The organism is Paenibacillus pasadenensis DSM 19293, assembly GCF_000422485.1.
Lineage (GTDB): Bacteria > Bacillota > Bacilli > Paenibacillales > Paenibacillaceae > Paenibacillus_O > Paenibacillus_O pasadenensis.
The window spans coordinates 81970-99929 of the sequence record NZ_KE383859.1; the positions used below are offsets into that span (position 1 = coordinate 81970).

Below are 17960 nucleotides of genomic sequence, written 5' to 3' on the forward strand. Positions count from 1 at the left end.
CTTGCGAGCCGCTGTAACCCGAATTATTCGGGTTGGAGCCTGAAAGAAGGACTTGCGAGCCGCTGTAACCCGAATTATTCGGGTTAGGTTTAAAAGACGAACGGTCGGAGATACGCGGAAAACCGAGTAGCTCGAGCGAGTGGAGGATCGGACGGGAGCAGGACTGCACTTTGGCGAGCGCAGAGGAGAACGGAACGCCGCGGGTGTCCGGGAGGAATTGGGAACCAGGAGCGAAGCGGACGGGGGCTCGTGGAGAAGCGGCAGCGGTTCCCTTGGAGGCCGGATTCCACCCCTGCTGGGGAATGGGATCAAAGGAATCTGGGCTCCAGGGAGATCGGAACGAGTCCCCGCTCCGCGAAGCGGTTTCGGTTTCGATCCCGCTGGTGGGTCCCGGCGCCGGTTCCGAGTCCCCGCTCCGCGAAGCGGTTTCGGTTTCGATCCCGCTGCGGGGTCCGGCGCCGGTTCCGAGTCCCCGCTCCGCGAAGCGGGGCCGTTCCGGCACCTCGTTTCGGTCCGACGTTCCGGCCTCCGCCCAATAATGGCTTGAGCTTGGTATTTGCTCCGTTTTTCCCCGTCCGCTTCCCGTCCGTTCCTCGTCCGCTCCTGGTCCGTACCTGGTCCGCATCTCGTCCGCTCCCCGTCCGTTCCTCATCCGCACCTCGTCCGCTCCTGGTCCGTTCCCCGTCCGCTCCTAGTCCGTTCCTCGTCCGCACCTCGTCCGTTCCGCCGCCGCTTATTGCCACTTGGAACGAGGACGGGAGCACCGCTTTCGGGGCAAGCTAACGAGGCGGCCGAAAGCGTCGGAAAGACACGGCCGGAGCGGCCCGGACCGCCACGGTTTCGGGGCGGGATCGTCACATTTTCAACATGGCTTTTGCATTTTTTTGCCGCTATAATGAGGGTTGTATCCATAGGAAGAAGGGGTGACAACCGACAATCATGTTCTCCCGAGCTTACCGCCTGCTTGCATGGATGTCCTGCATCGGCATGTTCCTGGTCCTGCTGGCCGGAGCGCTTGTAACCAATACCGAATCCGGCCGCGGCTGCGGAGACGACTGGCCGCTTTGCAACGGCAAGTTTATTCCCGCCTTTACGCTGGAGACCGCCATCGAATACTCCCACCGCGCCGTAACCGGCGTCGTCGGCATCATCGTGCTCGCCACGTTTGTGCTGACCATCCGGCTGTTCCGCCGCCACGGCCATCGCGAGCCGCTCTGGTACGCCGGCCTGACGCTGGCCTTTACGATCATCCAGGCGCTCATGGGCGCGGCCGCGGTCATGTGGTACCAGAGCCCGCCGGTCATGGCGCTGCATTTCGGCATTTCCTTGCTCGCGGTCGCATCGACCGTGCTGCTCGTCATCTGGGTCCGGCGCCACAGCAAGGGCTACGACGCCGCGACCGCCCCCCGGCTGCCGCGCTCGGTCTATGCGCTCGTGCTTACGGCTTGCATTTATTGTTATGTCGTCGTTTATCTCGGCGCGTTCATCCGCCATACCGACTCCGGCGGCGGCTGCCTCGGCTGGCCGCTCTGCAACGGACAAGTCGTGCCTGAGCTGACCGGCGCGACCGGCATCGTCTTCATCCACCGCGTCGCAGGCCTGCTGCTCGGCCTGCTGTTCCTGTGGCTGTACCTGCGCGTGCGCAAGCATGCCCCGGCAGGAGACCGAGCGACCCGCTCGGCCCGCCTCGTGCTGATCCTCGTCGTCTGCCAGATCTTCAGCGGCGCCTGGCTGACCGCGACGATGCACGACGAGCAGTGGTTCCTGTTCACCAACATGCTGCACAACCTGATCATCACCATTCTCTTCTCCATCCTGATCGATCTCGGCATCCAGGCTTGGAAAAGACAGGAAGGACGGACTTCATGAATTTTGCGAATCTGAGGCAATTCACGGAAGCGCTTCGCCAGGACGGCGATCTGGCGGTCATCGACGCCCCGGTCGACCCGAATCTGGAGCTTGCCGAGATCCATCGCCGCATCATCGAGGAGGAGGGCCCCGCTCTCCTGTTCACGAATGTGAAAGGAAGCACATTCCCCGTGCTCACCAATATGTTCGGCACGTCGCGCCGCGTCGATCTGGCCTTCGGCCCGAAGCCGGAGCAGCTCATGAAGACGATCGTCGGCGCCGCCGACCGGCTGCTCCCGCCGACGCTCGGCGCGATCTGGGGCGAGCGCGGCATGATGCTCGACCTGCTCAAGGTCGGGCTCAAGGATGTGCCGAGCGGCTCGGCTCCGGTGCTGCAGCAGGTGCGCCGCGAAGCTCCGCTCCAAGGGCTGCCGTTCCTGACCAGCTGGCAGGAGGACGGCGGTCCTTTCGTCACGCTGCCGCTCGTCTATACGGAGCATCCGCTTCATCCGAAAAAGCATAACCTCGGCATGTACCGCATGCAGATCTTCGACGACCGCACGACCGGCATGCACTGGCAGATCCACAAGGGCGGCGGCTTCCACTACCATGAGGCGGAGAAGCTGAACCAGGAGCTGCCGGTGAGCGTGTTCCTCGGCGGTCCGCCGGCGCTCATCGCTGCGGCGATCGCGCCGGTGCCGGAGCATCTGCCGGAGCTGATGATCGCCTCGCTCATCCTCGGCGGCAAGCTGCCGGTGACGCAGGATCCGCTCGGACGCCACCGCATCCCGGCCGAGGCCGAATTCGCCATCCACGGCACGGTGCCGCCCCATGAGCGCCGGCCCGAAGGACCGTTCGGCGACCACTTCGGCTACTATTCGCTGCAGCATGACTTCCCGGTGTTCAACGTCAAGCATGTGCATCACCGCAAGGACGCCATCTATCCGGCGACGATCGTCGGCAAGCCGCGTCAGGAAGACTACTACCTCGGCGAATACCTGCAGCGCCTGCTCAGCCCGGCGTTTCCGATGGCGATGCCCGGCGTCAAGGACCTGTGGGCTTACGCCGAGACCGGCGTGCATGCGCTCGCGGCCGCCGTCGTGCGCGAAAGCTACTCGCGCGAGGCGCTCGGCACCGGCTTCGCCATCTTCGGCCAAGGCCAGCTGTCGCTGACCAAGTTCCTCATGCTGACCGATCAGCCGATCGACCTGTCCAAGTTCGATACGCTGCTCGAGACGGTGCTGGAGCGATTCCAGCCGGAGACGGATCTGTTCGTGTTCGACAACACGTCCCACGACACGCTCGATTATACGAGCGGCAAGCTCAACCACGGCAGCAAAGGGCTGCTGATCGGCGTAGGCGAGCCGGTGCGGACGCTGCCCTATGAATATACGGAGGGCCCGATTGCGGAGATTAACGACATCGCCGTCTACTGCAAAGGCGCGCTGGTCGTATCGGGGGCGTCCTACGCCGCCGATCCGGAGCTGGCGTCCAAGCTGCTGGAGCGCGTCGCCGAACGCGGCACCGAATGGCCGCTCATCGTGCTCGTCGACGATGCGTCCACGGTCGCCTCGGCGCAGACGCCGTTCCTGTGGACGGTGTTCACCCGCTTCAATCCGGCGGACGACATCTACGCGCTGTCCGACGCGCGCCGCCATCATCTGGCCTATCGTCTGCCGATCGTCATCGACGCCCGCATGAAGCCCGGCTACCCGGACGAGCTGTTCCCGCGCGAGGATATCGTGCAGCTGGTCGACCGGCGCTGGAAGGAATATTTCCCCGGAGCTTGAATTACATCCTAGAGGAGGTCGGCCCATGCTCCGCATGCTGTTTGGAGAAGAGCCGGCAGCGCCGGCCGGCGTTGTCGCCGATGCGCTGAAGGCCATGCAGGCTTATGCCTCCGCCATGCATCTTCATGCCGTCGCGGGACGAGACCAGGACCACAAGGCGCGTACCCGCGAGGTCATGGCCTTCGGCCTGATGGCCTCGCTCGACGAGCTGGAGCAGAGCTGTTATGCCGCTTCGCGCTTCGGCGCGCTCGTGACGAGCGATTCCTGGGCCGACATGCCTCAGGAGGAGCGGCTGCATTACCGCCGTTACGTCTATTTCGACAAAAATGCCTTCATCCGCCTGTTCTCCCTGCTGGACAAGCTCGGCACGCTGCTGAACGAAGCGCTGGAGCTGAACACGCAGCAGTTCAAGGAGCGCTTCTCTTACTTCACCGTGCTGCGGCGCATGCGGGAGAAAAAGCTGCATCTTGCGCTCGGAGGGCCGCTGAGCGACCTTAAGGCCCGGCATGAGAAGCCTGTCGCGCGGCTGCGCAAGCGCCGCAACGAGGAGATCCATAACCTGAACTCCGAGCTGCAGGACGATCTGCTGCAGATGCATCTTCATTTCGGCGAGGAGATCGGCCTGGAGAGCATCTCCGACCAGCTGGAGGACATGGCGAGCGGCCTGGAGCTCGCGGCGGCGTCCCTGCAGCTGGCATTCGCCTACTTGGCGAAGCTGGCGGAGGAGAAAGCCCCGCAATCCGGCCGATAATCGGCGAGGAGGAACGATCCGTGGAGCTGAAAGGAAAAACGGCCCTGATCACCGGCAGCGCCAAAGGGCTCGGCAAGCGGGCGGCGGAGGAGCTGGCCCGCTGCGGCTGCGATATCGTGCTCAACTACCGCACGAGCGCGGACGATGCAGAAGCGCTGGCGCGGGAGCTGGAGAGCCGCTTCCGCGTGCGCAGCCGCGCGATCCGGGCCGATCTGGCCCTGCCCGGCGAGGCGGCAGAGCTGGCCCGCGAGGCGCTGCGGCTGACCGGCCGGGTGGACATCCTCGTCAACAATGCCGGACCGTTCATCCGCGAGCGCCGGGTGTTCGGCGATTACGAGGAAGAGGAGATCATCGCGCTGCTGCACGGCAACCTGCTCGGCGCGATGCTGCTGGACCGCCATCTGCTGCCCGCGATGCGCGAGCGGCGGTGGGGACGCATCATCCACTTCGGCTTCGGCCATGCGATGGAAGGCCGCGCCTGGCCTCATCGGGCCGTTTATGCCGCGGCCAAGACCGGGCTCGTGTCGTTCACCAAGACGCTCGCCGTCGAGGAGGGCTCCCATGGCGTCACCGTCAACATGGTCTGTCCGGGCGACATCCGCGGCGACTACAAGGAAAAGTCGATCGCCGACGTGCAGGGCATCGCGGACGACGACTCTCCGCTGGGCCGTCCCGGCACGGGCGAGGACGTCGCCCGCGTCATCGCCTTCCTGTGCCTGCCGCAGTCGGACTTCCTGACGGGCAACATCATCGACGTGACGGGCGGCTTCGACCCGATCCGCACGAGCATCAAGCCGGCCTCGCCCGGCTGAACAAAAAAACGGCTGGCATCCCGGGAGGGGAGCCAGCCGCTTGTTATTTCGAAACCTTCTTAGAAGACCTGGACAACCTCTTGCACGCCTTCGACTTCTTCCAGCAGGGCGCGCTCGATGCCGGCCTTCAGCGTGATCGTGGAGCTCGGGCAGCTGCCGCAGGCGCCGACGAGACGGAGCTTGACGATGCCGTCCTCCACGTCCACGAGCTCCACGTCGCCGCCGTCGCGCTGAAGGAACGGACGAAGCTTGTCAAGAACATCCAGAACCTCGTCGTACATCGTGCTTTGTGCGTTTTCGCTCATTGCATTCAACTCCTTTCTTCCCTATTATAATACAAAGCAAGACGATTGAAAACGGAGGTACGCCATGCTGAAGCCCGTCGTTGAATTCTGCTCGAGCAACATGCATCATGGCACCGACCGGCTGATGCGCGCTCTAGAACAGGATGACCGATATGAAGTCATCGAATACGGCTGCCTCGGCAATTGCGGCGAATGCTATCTGTCGCCGTTCGCGATGGTCGACGGCGAGATCGTCGCGGCCGATACGGTCGAGGAACTGGAAACGGCCCTGCAGGAGAACGTTCTCCGCAAGGCCGCCGAGCGCGAGGCGCTGGACAAGCTGATCGACGACCTGTAGGCGCGATCGGCTTGTTTTCCGTCTCATCCGAAATGGTTTTTGGAACGCCAGAGCACGCCGGTTTTGAGCACTCGCGGCACGCGGCCCATGATGGCCGTATTGCCCATGAGGCCGAAGCCGGCTTTTTTGCCGAGCGAGCCGAGCGTGCCCTTGAGCTTGATCTTGCCGACCTTCGGCGTGCGGCCTTTCCAGATCGCCTGCATGACGTCCGCGACCTGCTTGCCCATCGCGCCGGCAAGCTGTCCGCTCGGAGAGAACGGCACGGACGCGCAGTCGCCGATGACGAATACTTCCGGATAGTCCGGCAGCTGATGAAGCTCGTTGAGCACGAGGCGGCCCTGATGGTCCTTGGCCACGTTCAGCTCGCGCACGACCTCGACCGGCTGGATGCCCGCGGTCCAGACGGTGGCGTCGGTGTAGATCGGCTCCGGCGAGTTGCCGTCATGCAGGACGCCGTCCTCGAGCAGCTTGAGCGACACATGGCCGCGCATCTCCACATGATGCTCGAGGAACCACGCCGAGACGTACGTCTTGAGCTTCGGAGGGAAGGCCGAAAGGATGCTCGGTCCGCGGTCGATGATGCGGATGTTGAGATCCTTGCGCGCCTCGCGCAGCTCCGCGGCGATCTCGACGCCGCTCAGGCCGCCGCCGATGATCGATACCTGGCCGTACGGCTTGACGTCGCCGAGCACCTGGTAGGTGCGGCGCGTATTCGCGAACGTCTGGATGCTGCAGGAGTTCTTTTCGGCTCCGGGAATGCCGTGATAGTTGTCCGTGCAGCCGAGGCCGATCGTCAGCCAATCGTACGATACCGGGTCCTGCCCTTCGAGCAGGACGCGCTTGCCGTCGAGGTCGATGCCCGTCACCTCGCCGTAGGTGATGAGCAGGCGCGAGTCGCTCGGGAAAGAAACCCGGAGATCGATCTCCGGAGACGTTCCCGCGGCCAGCGCGTAGTATTCCGTCTTGAGTCCTTGGAAAGGCATGCGGTCGATCAGCACGATGATCGTATCCGAAGGGATGTCTCCGTCCAGCAGCTCCTGGGCCAGAGCCATGCCTCCGTATCCGCCGCCCAAAATGACAAATCGCTTCATTCGTATCCCAACCCTTGTTCGCTTTTCACGGTGCCGCGATGAAGATGGATGAACCTAATATGCTCGCTGCCGAGCGGAATTACTCGAATACCTTGATCTCGTTGTAAAAGGTGTCGCGCTCGACGGGAACGCGGCCCGCTCCTTTTATTAACCAGATCAGGTCCTCGCGCGACAGTCCTTCCGGCGTGAGCGCTCCTGCGGCATGGCTGATGCGCTCGCGCACGAGCGTGCCGTGCACGTCGGAAGCGCCCATCGTCAGCGACACCTGCGTCAGCTGCGGGCCGATATTGATGAAGTACGCCTTGATGTGGTCGAAGTTGTCGAGCATGAGGCGGCTGATCGCGATCGTCTTGAGATCCTCGTAGGCCGAGTTGCGGCGGCGGATGCCGGCGCGCGGGCTATGCGGCTGCATGGACAGCGGGATGAACACGAGGAAGCCGTTCGTCTCGTCCTGCAGCTCGCGGATCGACATCATGTGCTGGATGCGCTGCTCATGCGTCTCGACGGCGCCGTAAAGCATCGTCGTATGCGTCTTGATGCCGAGGTCGTGCGCCGTGCGGTGCACGTCGAGGTACTGGCTGACGTCGGCCTTCTCGACGCGCATCTTTTTGCGGTACTGGTCGGAGAGGATCTCCGCGCCGCCGCCGGTGAGCGATTCGAGCCCGGCCTTTTGCAGCTCCTGCAGCACCTCGCGGTAGCTGAGCCCGCTGATGCGGGAGAAGAAGTCGATCTCGGCCGCCGTATACGTCTTGAGCGTCACATGCGGGTACTGCTTCTTGAGGGCGCTCAGCGAGTCGACGTAGTATTGGAAAGGCACATGCGGGTTATGGCCGCCGACGATATGGAACTCGCGCACCGTCGGGGTGATGTGCTTGTCGACGTAGTCGATCATCTCCTGCGGAGAGAGCGTATAGGCGCCCTCGTCGCCTTCGTCCTTGCGGAAGCTGCAGAACGCGCAGTGCGCTTCGCAGACATTGGTGAAGTAGAGCGTCATCGTATCGATGAAATAGACCTTGTTGCCGTTTTTGCGCAGGTTGGCCTCGTTGGCCATCTGGCCGATGCTCAGCAGGTCGTCGGACTTGTACAGGAACACGCCGTCCTCGAGGCTGAGCCGCTCTCCCGCGCTGACCTTCTCGCGGATGCCTTGCATGACGGAGGCTTCCGTCGGAGTGATGATGTTCATGGATATGGACCTCCTTGTCCGTGCATCCTGCCTGGCCATGCCTGGCGGGCAGAAGAATCGGGAATGGTCGGCAGGGCGGTTGCCTTTCGCGGCTGTCCTGCCTTGGAGAACTTTGTGAAAAAAGGAACTTTCCCGTGCGTCTACTGCAAACAAACCGTCTTCATTATAAACCTATGGTGGTGAAGCTTCAATATAAAAACGGCAAATGAAAAGGGAAGATGAAGGGGAAACGGATGGAAGGATGTCCGCGCTGAGAGGACGCGGCAGCGAAGCAAAGCAGCGAAGAGAGCCGGCTTGCAAGCCTCACTCCGCCGGCGCGGCGCCGCTTCGCTTGCGGAATTCGCCGGGCGGCATTCCTTTGGCGGCGCGGAACATGCGGGTGAAATAATGGACCGAGGCGAAGCCGGTCCGCTCGGCGATCGCCTTGATCGGCAGCTCGTCGAGCGTCAGCAGCCGGGACGCCTCGCGGATGCGCTCTTGGCGGACATAGCCGGAGAAGCTTTCGTGGATGCCTCCGGAAAACAGGCGCGACAGCTGGCGCTCGGACAGATGCAGCGCGGAGGCGACCTCGGAGAGCGAGAGCGGACGGGCAAGGTTGTCGCGGATGTACCGCTTCGCCCGGCGCAGCAGCCGGCTCGGCCTTGGAGAAGCGGGAGCGGTCCCGGCAGGCTCTGCGCCGAACAGCGTCCGCAACGAAGCCAGCAGGGCGAAGGCGGCGGCGGGGAGAGCGCCGTCAGGCAGCGGGAAGCGCCCGTCCTCGCGGGTCAGCAGCGATTCCCACAGCAGAGCCGACGGCGTGCCGGAGGCATCGGTCCGAACCGGCTGAGCGGAGCGTTCCAGCTCCCGCCAAGCGGCGGCGGCCTCGGGCTCCGAGCCGGACTCGTCCAGCTCGAACGCGACGAAGACGATCGCAAGGCCGTCCTCGGTCGTGATCTGATGCTCGACGCCCGGACGGGAGAGGAAAAGGACGCCGCTTTGCAGCTCGTAGAGCGCCTCGGCATCCCGGTACGTTCCGGTGCCCCTCAGCACATAACAGGCCTCGAAGAAGGAATGCTTGTGCGCCGGATTGCTCGGCAGCCGTCCGTCGGCCCCCCAATAGTGGATGAAAAACCGCTCGGCGCCCGTCTCCGCTGCGGAGATCCGGCTGTTCAGCCGCTCGGCGCTTTCCCGGAATCGGTACATCGATTTCCGCCTCCCTTGGCTTCAAAGTGCAAAACGAAGGCTTCGGCTTCCAAAGACGCCGCCTCCTCCTTTGAGTACGATTATAAGCAAGAACGGCGCAAAATCAATCGGGTGTCCATCGAGGAGGAAACGTCATGATCAGCGAGCGCGAGGTCGATTTTTACAAAAAGAACGGGTATCTGCTCGTCAAGGGAGTGTTTTCGGACGAGGAGGTGGAGGAGATGAGAGGCGGCGTGGAGCGCATCATCCGCCGCGCCGCCGAAGCCAAGCGGGACGACAACGCCGCTTGGCAGGGCGAGTTCCTGCCGCCGGCAGAGCTGAAGAAGCTCGTGCTCAAAGGCTTCCACGACGTCCATTACCATGAAGCCTGCTTCATGCGGGCGGTCGTGCATCCGAACATGGCGGCGATCCTCTCGCGCCTGATCGGGCCGAACGTGCATCTCCACCATACGAAAATGCTCGTGAAGCCTCCCGAAAACGGAGCGGCGTTTCCGATGCACCAGGACTATCCGTACTTCCCCCATGCCCAGCATACGATGCTGGCGGCAAGCGTGCATCTGGACCGCGCAGACGAGCAGAACGGCTGCCTGAGGGTCGTTCCGGGCTCGCATGCGGAAGGCAGCCTGCCGCATGTCGGCTCGTACTATTTGAACCACAAGCAGTATCCGATCTCGGACGGCATTCCTTGTCCCGCGGATGCGGGCGACGTGCTGTTCTTCAACTACCTGACGATCCACGGCTCGGACGCCAACCGCAGCGAGCGCACGCGCCGCAACGTGCTGTTCCAGTACAAGGACCCGGCCGACGAGCCGACGGAGAACGTGCACGTCGATTGGGGCGCGGGCCTGATGGTATGCGGCGGTAACCCTCGGTTCGACAAGGTGAAGCCGGAGTTCCGGGTGACGGGAGTCTAGGCTCGTTCGGTCGGAGCTAGGTTTGGCGGAAACTTGCATCCTTGACGAGAGCTGTGGAAGCTGGCGTTCGGAGCGCTGTGCGCTTCTCCCTTGAGCGTCCCGGGCAAGAGGAGTATACTTGGGAGACGAAGGGCAAGACTACGCAACGCTTCGAACAGGAGGATGATGAGGATGATCGAGATCAGCGAAACAGCCTCGGATAAAATAAAGGAAATGCTCGCGGCCGAGGAAGGGCAGGAGCTGTTCCTGCGCGTCGGCGTCAAGGAGGGCGGCTGCAGCGGCTTCTCCTACGGCATGGGCTTCGACGACGAGCAGAAGGAAGACGACCAGCAGCTCGACGTGAACGGCGTCAAGGTCGTCGTCGACAGCGACAGCGCCAAGTATTTGCGCGGCCTGGAGATCGACTGGAAGGAAGGCGCCATGGGCGGCGGCTTCACCATCCATAATCCGAATGCTACGGTCACCTGCGGCTGCGGCTCGAGCTTCCGCACGGCGAGCGACGCCGGCAAGCCGAAGCCGGACGAGTGCTGAGCGCATGACGATAGCAAGAGCCTGAGGGATCATTCTCTCAGGCTCTTTTTTTGCAGGACTTACATGCAAGGATGCAAAAAAAGCCTTCCTGGAATGGGATATTTATCCTCATCGTATACGCCATGTCCAGGCTCGTCAATGCTCAGCCGGAAACCGCCTTCAGCCCGGTCACGCCGACGATGATCAGCGCCAGGCTGAACAGCCGCAGCGGGCTGCGGGATTCGCCGAAAAACAGCATGTTGACGATAACGGCCAGCGACGTGCCGAGCCCTACCCATACCGTATAGGCGACGCTCAGCTGCAGATGCTGGAACGAGGCGTACAGCAAGGCGAACGAAGCGGCGAAGCCGCAAATGAACCAGAGGCCGTTTTGCAGCGTCTTGCGCTCGGTGAAGCGGTTCAGGCCGACGACGCCTGCCAGCTCGCAGAACGCCGCGGAAAATACGAATACCCAGCCCATGATGATCTCTCCTTGGATGCGAAAATTGGTTTCGATGTCCGCGCGCGGACTAATCGTCAGCGCGAAGAATCGTCTTTGCCGTCGGCAAGCTTGAGCAGGATGACTCCGCTCAGCAGCAGCGCCATGAAGCCGAGCTTGGCGAAGCTGAGCGAGCCGCCGAACAGCAGCAGGTCCATGAGCGCGGCTCCGGCGGTGCCGGCGGCGGCGAAGATGGCGTAGACGGTGCCGGTAGGCAGCAGCTCGCAGGCGCGGAACAGAAAATAAAAGTCGACGGCGATGACCGCGGCGACCAGAACGAAGTGGAGCGGCGCAGTCGCGGCATGAAAGCCGTATACCCATACCAGCTCCATGATGCAGGTGAGCGTGACGAACAGCCAGCCTTTGTTCATGCGGGGCTTGGCTTTGGTCATGACTTGAGAGGACATCTGGAAAAGCTCCTTTCGGGGATAGGAATGAGTTGAACTTAGTGTGGCCTCGATGGACAGGGTTACTCCGGTCCGCAATCGCTTCTGTGCAAGGAAGCAAGCGGCAGGCAAGCACCGGCAATTATGAATGACTGTCAGTCATTTCGGGGCGAAAAGACCGCCGCGTTCAGGCGATCGGCTCCGATCCGAGCGCTGCGGCGAGGAATTGCTTCAGCTCCGCCTTGTGCCCGGCTACCGCGTCGGCCTCGGCGGACGCATAGAGGAAGTTCTGCTCGGCGGCCGTTTCGATCAGCCCGAGCACGAGGCGAGCCGAGAAGTCGGGGCGAGCGGTCGGACGAATTTCGCCGCGCTCGCGGAATTGCTCCAGACGCTCGCGGATCCAGCCGTAGATCGGATCGTAGATCGCTTCCCACTCGCGCACATGCTCGGTCTGGGTGATGCCGGAGTAGATCAGCGCCGTCAGATCGCGATGCGTCTCGGTCACCTCGAAGATCGCCTCGACCATGCTGTCCAGCTGGTCGCGAGCCGAGCCGTCCGGGCGGATCTCCTGCAGCCGCTCCAGAATCCGTCCGACCATGATCTCCGCGATCGCGGGCATGAGCGCGAGCTTGGAGGGGAAATAGAGGTAGAACGTGCCCTGCGCGATGCCGGCCCGCTTGACGATATCGGAAATTTTGGCCTTCTCGATGCCGAGCTCCTGAAAGACGTCGAGCGCCGCCTCGATGATCCTCTCCCGCTTGTCCAAGCGATCCTCTCCTTCCGCGAATGAGATGAATGACTGTCAGTCACTATTAAGATTCATTCTAGCACGCGCGGCTCGATAAAGGCAACCCGGGCAGCGGCGCGAGCGACCGACAAAACGCCTCGGGCAAAGCTGCCCGAGGCGGGTAAGCCGGATTGGATCGGCGAAGCTTAAGCTTTGTATCCTTAGTACCGTGGAGGCGGACCGTAATGCTCGGGACGGCGAGGACCGCCTTGGAACGCCGACACGAGGAGCAGCAGCGCGGAGATGACGTGCAGGAAAAAGCCGAGGAACGGAATCCAGCCGAGCAGCGAGGCGGCGAGGCCGGCGGCGCTGCCGTACACGGGCTCGCGATGCGAGAGCGAGACGAACAGCACGATCAGATGGAAGACGAACATGAAGCCGAGGGCGGCATAGCCGCTGGAGATGACGAACAGGCCGCCGAGGATCGGGATGGCGAGCAGCCCCTCGCAGATGCCGCTGATGAGCCGCAGCGCTTTGGACAAAGACATGGACAAAACCTCCTGGTGGATGGACGTTGCCGGCAACCGTCCGTTTGAGCCAACATACGAAGCATCGGCAGCGAAGTTTCAGGGCTGAAGCTTTTTGCGAAAAAATCCGTGCTTCGGTCCAGCGTCTGCGGCCTGGCGGCCCCGTCCGGGGTCCAGTCGGGATCGGCCGGAGGGTGTGGTAAACTAAGGCGACAGATGGCGTCAAGCATCGGAAGGAATGGTCAAGGAGGAAGGCTCAATGTATCGCATCACGATCGTCGAGGACGACGACAAGATCGCCCGCCTGCTCGGAGAGGCGCTGGAGCGCTACGGCTTCCAGCCGCAGCGGGCGCAGCGGATGAAGGAGCTGACGCTCGACTTCGAGGAGCAGACGCCTCATCTCGTGCTGATGGACATCAATCTGCCGTACTTCGACGGCTTTTATTGGTGCAGGCAGTTCCGCCAGCGCTCCACGGCTCCGGTCATCTTCATCTCGGCCCGCTCGGGGGAAATGGATCAGGTGATGGCGATCGAGAACGGCGGGGACGACTTCGTCACGAAGCCGATCCATCTCGACCTGCTGATCGCCAAGATCAAAAGCGCGCTGCGGCGCAGCTACGGCGAGTATGCCGCCGCGCCGCTCGAGCCGGAGAGCGGCTCCGGCCTGACGGCGCCGGCCGGCGACGAGGCGGGCCGCGCTTCGTCCGCAGGCGGCTTCGAGCTGCGCTGCGGAGAGCTGCGGCTGGACGTAAGCCGGAGCCTGCTGCTCTGGCGCGAGCAGGCCGCGCAGCTGAGCCGCAACGAGCGGCTGCTCGCCGAGGCGCTGCTCGAGGCGGACGGCGCGATCGTCTCGCGCGACCGGCTGCTGGAAAGCCTGTGGGACGATACGTCATTCGTCGACGACAATACGCTGACCGTCAACGTGACCCGCCTGCGCCGCAAGCTGGAGGAGCTCGGGCTCGGCGGCGTGCTGGAGACGCATCGCGGGCAGGGCTATCGGCTGAACGACGCCGAGCTGGCCGCCGGACCGGATGGGGGCAGCCGATGATGCCGCTCGACATCGTCCTGCAAGCGGTCGGCAGCCCCGGTCGGCCGCTGCCCGCTGCAAGGAGGCTCCGATGAGCCGCAAAAATGGAGGCGCAAGCGCAGCCGGAAGCAGCTCCGACCGCCGCCTGCGGCGCACGCTGCTGGCGCTCGGCCTCTACGCGCGCGGGCAGCTCGCCGCAGCGGCCGTGCTGGCGCTTGCGCTCGGCGCCGGATCGGTCATCTGGTATCTGGAGCGTACCGGCATCGGCCAGAGGATGGACTGGAGCAATCTGCTCTATTTTTGGCTGCTGTCCGCCGCCGTCGGGGCGACGGCCTTCGGCATCGGCTTCCTCCGCCAGCGCAGCTATCTCGATGCCCTGCTGCGCCTGTCGGAAGCTCCCGGCTGGCGTCCGCTGCAAGGCGCGGCGACGGCGGAGCAGCGCCAGACGGCGCGCATGCTCGAAGGTCTGAGCCGCCTCGCGCAGGACCGGCTGCAGGCGCATGACCGCGAGCGGGAGCTGCATCGGCATTTTGTCTACCAGTGGGTGCATCATATGAAGACGCCGGTCTCGGTCATCGACCTGATCGCGCAGAGCCAGGCTGCCAAAGCAGGGCTCGGGCAGGACGAGCTGCGCGAGCTGACGGACAGCCTGCGCGAGGAGACGGACCGCCTGGCGCGCGGCCTGGAGCAGATGCTGCATACGGCGAGGCTGGAGGAATTCGCGCTTGATCTGCATCCCCGGCGCGTCGCGCTGCATGAGGCCGCCCGCGAGGCGGTCAACCAGCACAAGCGGCTGTTGATCGCGGCGGGCGTCTATCCGCGCATTGAGGGCGAGGCCTGGGCCGAGACCGACGGCAAGTGGGTGCTGTTCCTGCTCGTCCAGCTCGTCGGCAACGCGGTCAAGTATTCCAAGCCGAAGCCCGGCTCCAAGCGGCTCGACATCGCGATCGGCGCCGGCGAGGACGGCGCCGCCTGGATCGAGGTGGCCGACGAGGGCATCGGCATTCCGGCGCAGGACGTGCCGCGGGTGTTCGATCCTTTTTTCACCGGGGAAAACGGCAGGCGGACCGAGGAGTCGACCGGCATGGGGCTCTATCTGTGCCGTCAGGTAGCGGCCAAGCTCGGCTTGACGCTCGAGCTGCGATCGGAGGAAGGGCGGGGCACGACGGTCCGCATCGGCTTCGAAGGCCGCGCCATCCACAACCTGACAAGATTGTAAGCTTCCGTGTAAGGTCGATCGATGGGTGGCGTTCCTTGGTCCGGGTATACTGGAGTCATTCGATAGACGAAACCGGGAGGACGACATCGCATGGACGTATTGGAAGTAAAAGCGTTAGGCAAAATCTACAGCACCAAAGGAGAGGTCAGCTACAAGGCGCTTGACGGCATCGACATGACCGTGCAGACGGGCGAGTTCGTCGGCGTCATGGGCCCGTCGGGCAGCGGCAAGACGACGCTGCTCAACCTGCTCGCGACAATCGACAAGCCGACCTCGGGCAGCATCTCGGTGCGCGGCATCGACCCGTCGGGGCTGAGCGACCGCAAGCTGGCGCTGTTCCGGCGCCGGGAGCTCGGCTTCGTGTTCCAGGACTTCAACCTGCTGGACACGCTCAGCCTCAAGGAGAACATCGCGCTGCCGCTCGTGCTCGAGGGCAAGTCGCCGGCGCAGATCGAGCGGGCGCTGCAGCCGGTGGCGTCGCTGCTCGGCATCGCCGCCATCCTCGAAAAGCGGCCGTACGAGGTGTCCGGCGGCCAGAAGCAGCGCGCCGCGATCGCGCGGGCGATCATTCACGAGCCGTCGCTGCTGCTCGCCGACGAGCTGACGGGCAACCTCGACTCCAAGGCGGCCAAGGACGTCATGGAGTCGCTCAAGGATCTCAACGAGCGGCTCGGCGCGACGGTGCTGATGGTGACGCATGATCCGTTCAGCGCGAGCTACTGCAAGCGGATCATGTTCATCAAGGACGGACGGTTCTTCTCGGAGATCCGCCGCGGAGACAATCGCCAGGCGTTTTTCCAGCAGATTCTGGATTCGCTGAGCGTGCTGGGAGGGAATTTCGATGACGTTCCGTTCGCTCGCGCTTAACAATATCCGCGGCAATTGGCGTTCGTACGCGGCCTTTTTCCTCAGCAGCGTCTTCTCCGTCCTCATCTTTTATCTGTACGCCTCGTTCGTGCTGCATCCCGATGTCGTGAACGGCAAGATCGAGCAGGCGCAAGGGGTGAAGAAAATGATGGAGGTCTGCATGTACCTTATCCTCATTTTCTCGTTCTTCTTCGTCCTCTACTCCAGCTCGGCGTTCGTCAAGACGCGCAAGAAGGAGTTCGGCCTGCTGACGCTGTTCGGCACGACGCGCGGCCAGCTGCGCAAGATGGTCGTGTACGAAAGCCTCGCCGTCGCCGCATTGTCGATCGCGGCAGGCCTCGGCCTCGGCATCCTGCTGAGCAAGCTGTTTATCCTGACGCTCGGCGTGCTGATCGGCACCGACGTGCCGATCCGCTTCCTCGTGCCGGGCCGGGCCGTGCTGCTGACGGCAGGCGGCTTCCTGCTGCTGTTCTTCGTCATCTCGCTGCTGAGCGCGCTGCGCGTCGGGCGGTCGGAGATCATCGACCTGCTGGGCGAGGGACGGCGCCCGAAGCGGCCGCCGGCCTTTTCGCCGGGGCTGTCGGCGCTCGCCGCGCTCTCGCTCGGCGCCGGCTACGCCATGGCGGCGATGACGACGGTGCAGACGTTCATGATGCTGGCGCTGCCGATCATCGGATTCACGGTGCTCGGGACGTATTTCCTCTACACGCAGCTGAGCGTAGCCGTCATCCGCCTGCTGCAGCGGCGCAAAAGCTTCTACTATAAGGGCACCAATCTGCTGTCCATCTCGCAGCTGGCGTTCCGCATCAAGGACAATGCCCGCATCCTGTTCGTCGTGACGGTGCTGGGCGCGATCGTCATGAGCGCGGCCAGTACGGTGTATGTATTCCAAAAGCTGCAGCGCGACCAAATTCTCGAGCATACGCCGTATACGGTCGGATATGTGGAGCAGGGTCCGGGCCATTCGGTCATGGACCCGGATCAGGCGGCCGCGCTGCTGGAGCAGGACGGCGGCTCCGTAACCGAGCGCTCCGAGGTGAAGGGACTGCATGCGAGCGGTCTGGTCGGAGCCGTGTTCCGCGACGACCGTCCGGGCGACGCGATGGTCGTCGCGCTCAGCGACTACAATCGCGAGGCCGAGCGGGTCGGCTTGCCGAAGCGGAGCCTGGACGGCGACGCCGGCTTTCTCGTCGAGCCCTTCCGCAGCATGCAGGAGAAGGGCAAGCCCGAGGGCGAGCTGCTTGGACGGATCGGCGACGAGCCGCTGCGGCTGAAGCTGGACGAGTCCGCGTACGGCGCCGCGCTGAGCCCGATCGCCCAGGCGTCCTGGCTGCTCGTCGTGTCCGATCGGCAGATGGAGCGGTGGACCGCCGCGGCTCCGGCCTCCGCCAAGCTGGCGTTCTACGGCTTCGAGCTGGCCGATTGGGAGCATCGCCTGGCCGATGTGAAGCGCTTCGACGAGGCGCTGACGCCGGCAGCCAAGGAGCAGGCGCAGACGTACCGCGTCTCCAGCTATATCGAGATGCGGCAGTCGATCGGCCTGACCGTATTCATCGGCCTGTTCATCAGCGTGCTGTTCTTCATCGCCTCGGGGAGCCTGCTGTACTTCAAGCTGTTCACCGAGCTGCAGGAGGACCGCAGCCAGTTCCGCGCCTTGAACCGGATCGGCCTGACGTCCGGCGAGCTGCGCCGCACGGTCGGCGTGCAGGTGGGGCTGCTCTACCTCGTGCCGTGCCTCGTCGGCATCGTGCACAGCCTGTTTGCGATGCAAGCGCTCGGCACGCTGATCGGGCGGCCGGTATGGATGTACGGCCTCGTCGTCATGGGCGTCTATATTTTGATGCAGGCGGCCTATTGCCTGATCTCCTGGACGACGTACACCCGCAGCATCGTACGGGATTCCCGGGTCTGACGGGCGACTTAAAAATCGGCCGGAGCCCCTGCCCGCGGCGCGGGCGCGGCGGATGAATCTCCAGTCAAAAAAG

The 17960-nt window shown here is 63.7% G+C and carries 19 protein-coding genes; 11 read left to right on the forward strand and 8 right to left on the reverse strand.

Translation table 11 applies throughout. The annotated features are described in order from the left end of the window. The first annotated feature begins 939 nt into the window (after window positions 1–939). The 4 genes from H582_RS0123710 to H582_RS0123725 are packed head-to-tail and all read left to right on the forward strand — an operon-like array spanning window position 940 to window position 5201. Window positions 940–1869 (forward strand): COX15/CtaA family protein, encoded by a 930-nt coding sequence (locus H582_RS0123710; protein WP_028600520.1) that lies wholly within the window; start codon window positions 940–942, stop codon window positions 1867–1869. Continuing rightward, window positions 1866–3638: a UbiD family decarboxylase gene (locus H582_RS0123715; RefSeq protein ID WP_028600521.1), complete on the forward strand. Its 1773-nt coding sequence runs from the start codon at window positions 1866–1868 to the stop codon at window positions 3636–3638. Before H582_RS0123710 ends, H582_RS0123715 begins: the two co-directional genes overlap by 4 nt. Window positions 3639–3663: 25 nt before the next feature. Continuing rightward, window positions 3664–4389, forward strand: a complete 726-nt coding sequence (locus H582_RS0123720) for a Cthe_2314 family HEPN domain-containing protein (protein WP_028600522.1) — start codon at window positions 3664–3666, stop codon at window positions 4387–4389. Window positions 4390–4415: 26 nt separating this feature from the next. Further along, window positions 4416–5201: an SDR family oxidoreductase gene (locus H582_RS0123725; protein ID WP_028600523.1), complete on the forward strand. Its 786-nt coding sequence runs from the start codon at window positions 4416–4418 to the stop codon at window positions 5199–5201. A 59-nt stretch (window positions 5202–5260) separates the two neighbouring features. On the opposite strand, the gene H582_RS0123730 is transcribed toward H582_RS0123725, so the two are convergent. Next, complete coding sequence (locus tag H582_RS0123730; protein WP_028600524.1) at window positions 5261–5506, reverse strand: NifU family protein; 246 nt, start codon at window positions 5504–5506, stop codon at window positions 5261–5263. A gap of 67 nt (window positions 5507–5573) precedes the next feature. Between H582_RS0123730 and H582_RS0123735 the strand changes: the two genes are divergently transcribed. Next, window positions 5574–5843 (forward strand): YuzB family protein, encoded by a 270-nt coding sequence (locus H582_RS0123735; protein WP_028600525.1) that lies wholly within the window; start codon window positions 5574–5576, stop codon window positions 5841–5843. Window positions 5844–5866: 23 nt separating this feature from the next. On the opposite strand, the gene H582_RS0123740 is transcribed toward H582_RS0123735, so the two are convergent. The 3 genes from H582_RS0123740 to H582_RS0123750 form a co-directional block, all read right to left on the reverse strand. Then, window positions 5867–6934: an NAD(P)/FAD-dependent oxidoreductase gene (locus tag H582_RS0123740; RefSeq protein WP_028600526.1), complete on the reverse strand. Its 1068-nt coding sequence runs from the start codon at window positions 6932–6934 to the stop codon at window positions 5867–5869. A 79-nt stretch (window positions 6935–7013) separates the two neighbouring features. Beyond that, window positions 7014–8117, reverse strand: coding sequence for an aminofutalosine synthase MqnE (gene mqnE, locus H582_RS0123745; RefSeq protein ID WP_028600527.1), 1104 nt, complete (start codon window positions 8115–8117; stop codon window positions 7014–7016). A 303-nt stretch (window positions 8118–8420) separates the two neighbouring features. Further along, complete coding sequence (locus tag H582_RS0123750) at window positions 8421–9299, reverse strand: AraC family transcriptional regulator (protein WP_028600528.1); 879 nt, start codon at window positions 9297–9299, stop codon at window positions 8421–8423. A gap of 134 nt (window positions 9300–9433) precedes the next feature. Here H582_RS0123750 and H582_RS0123755 point away from each other — a divergent pair, with 134 nt between their 5' ends. Then, window positions 9434–10213, forward strand: a complete 780-nt coding sequence (locus tag H582_RS0123755) for a phytanoyl-CoA dioxygenase family protein (RefSeq protein ID WP_028600529.1) — start codon at window positions 9434–9436, stop codon at window positions 10211–10213. A gap of 171 nt (window positions 10214–10384) precedes the next feature. Continuing rightward, window positions 10385–10744, forward strand: coding sequence for an iron-sulfur cluster insertion protein ErpA (erpA, locus tag H582_RS0123760; protein ID WP_028600530.1), 360 nt, complete (start codon window positions 10385–10387; stop codon window positions 10742–10744). A 142-nt stretch (window positions 10745–10886) separates the two neighbouring features. Here the strand turns inward: erpA and H582_RS0123765 are convergent, their stop codons facing one another. The 4 genes from H582_RS0123765 to H582_RS0123780 form a co-directional block, all read right to left on the reverse strand. Beyond that, window positions 10887–11204, reverse strand: coding sequence for a DMT family transporter (locus H582_RS0123765; protein ID WP_028600531.1), 318 nt, complete (start codon window positions 11202–11204; stop codon window positions 10887–10889). Window positions 11205–11260: 56 nt separating this feature from the next. Further along, window positions 11261–11593, reverse strand: coding sequence for a DMT family transporter (locus H582_RS0123770; protein WP_028600532.1), 333 nt, complete (start codon window positions 11591–11593; stop codon window positions 11261–11263). Window positions 11594–11795: 202 nt separating this feature from the next. Next, window positions 11796–12374, reverse strand: a complete 579-nt coding sequence (locus tag H582_RS0123775; protein WP_028600533.1) for a TetR/AcrR family transcriptional regulator — start codon at window positions 12372–12374, stop codon at window positions 11796–11798. A gap of 182 nt (window positions 12375–12556) precedes the next feature. Further along, window positions 12557–12883, reverse strand: coding sequence for a hypothetical protein (locus H582_RS0123780; RefSeq protein WP_028600534.1), 327 nt, complete (start codon window positions 12881–12883; stop codon window positions 12557–12559). A gap of 238 nt (window positions 12884–13121) precedes the next feature. On the opposite strand from H582_RS0123780, the gene H582_RS29385 reads away from it, so the two are divergent. The 4 genes from H582_RS29385 (at window position 13122) to H582_RS0123800 (ending at window position 17887) form a co-directional block, all read left to right on the forward strand. Beyond that, on the forward strand, window positions 13122–13910 hold the full coding sequence (locus H582_RS29385; RefSeq protein ID WP_052333611.1) for a response regulator transcription factor: 789 nt from the start codon (window positions 13122–13124) through the stop codon (window positions 13908–13910). Between the two features lie 70 nt (window positions 13911–13980). Next, window positions 13981–15108: a sensor histidine kinase gene (locus H582_RS0123790; protein ID WP_052333612.1), complete on the forward strand. Its 1128-nt coding sequence runs from the start codon at window positions 13981–13983 to the stop codon at window positions 15106–15108. Between the two features lie 90 nt (window positions 15109–15198). Continuing rightward, complete coding sequence (locus H582_RS0123795; protein WP_028600536.1) at window positions 15199–15975, forward strand: ABC transporter ATP-binding protein; 777 nt, start codon at window positions 15199–15201, stop codon at window positions 15973–15975. Continuing rightward, a complete protein-coding gene (locus H582_RS0123800; RefSeq protein WP_028600537.1) occupies window positions 15950–17887 on the forward strand; it encodes an ABC transporter permease in 1938 nt (645 codons plus the stop codon). Before H582_RS0123795 ends, H582_RS0123800 begins: the two co-directional genes overlap by 26 nt. The last annotated feature ends 73 nt before the right edge of the window (window positions 17888–17960 follow it).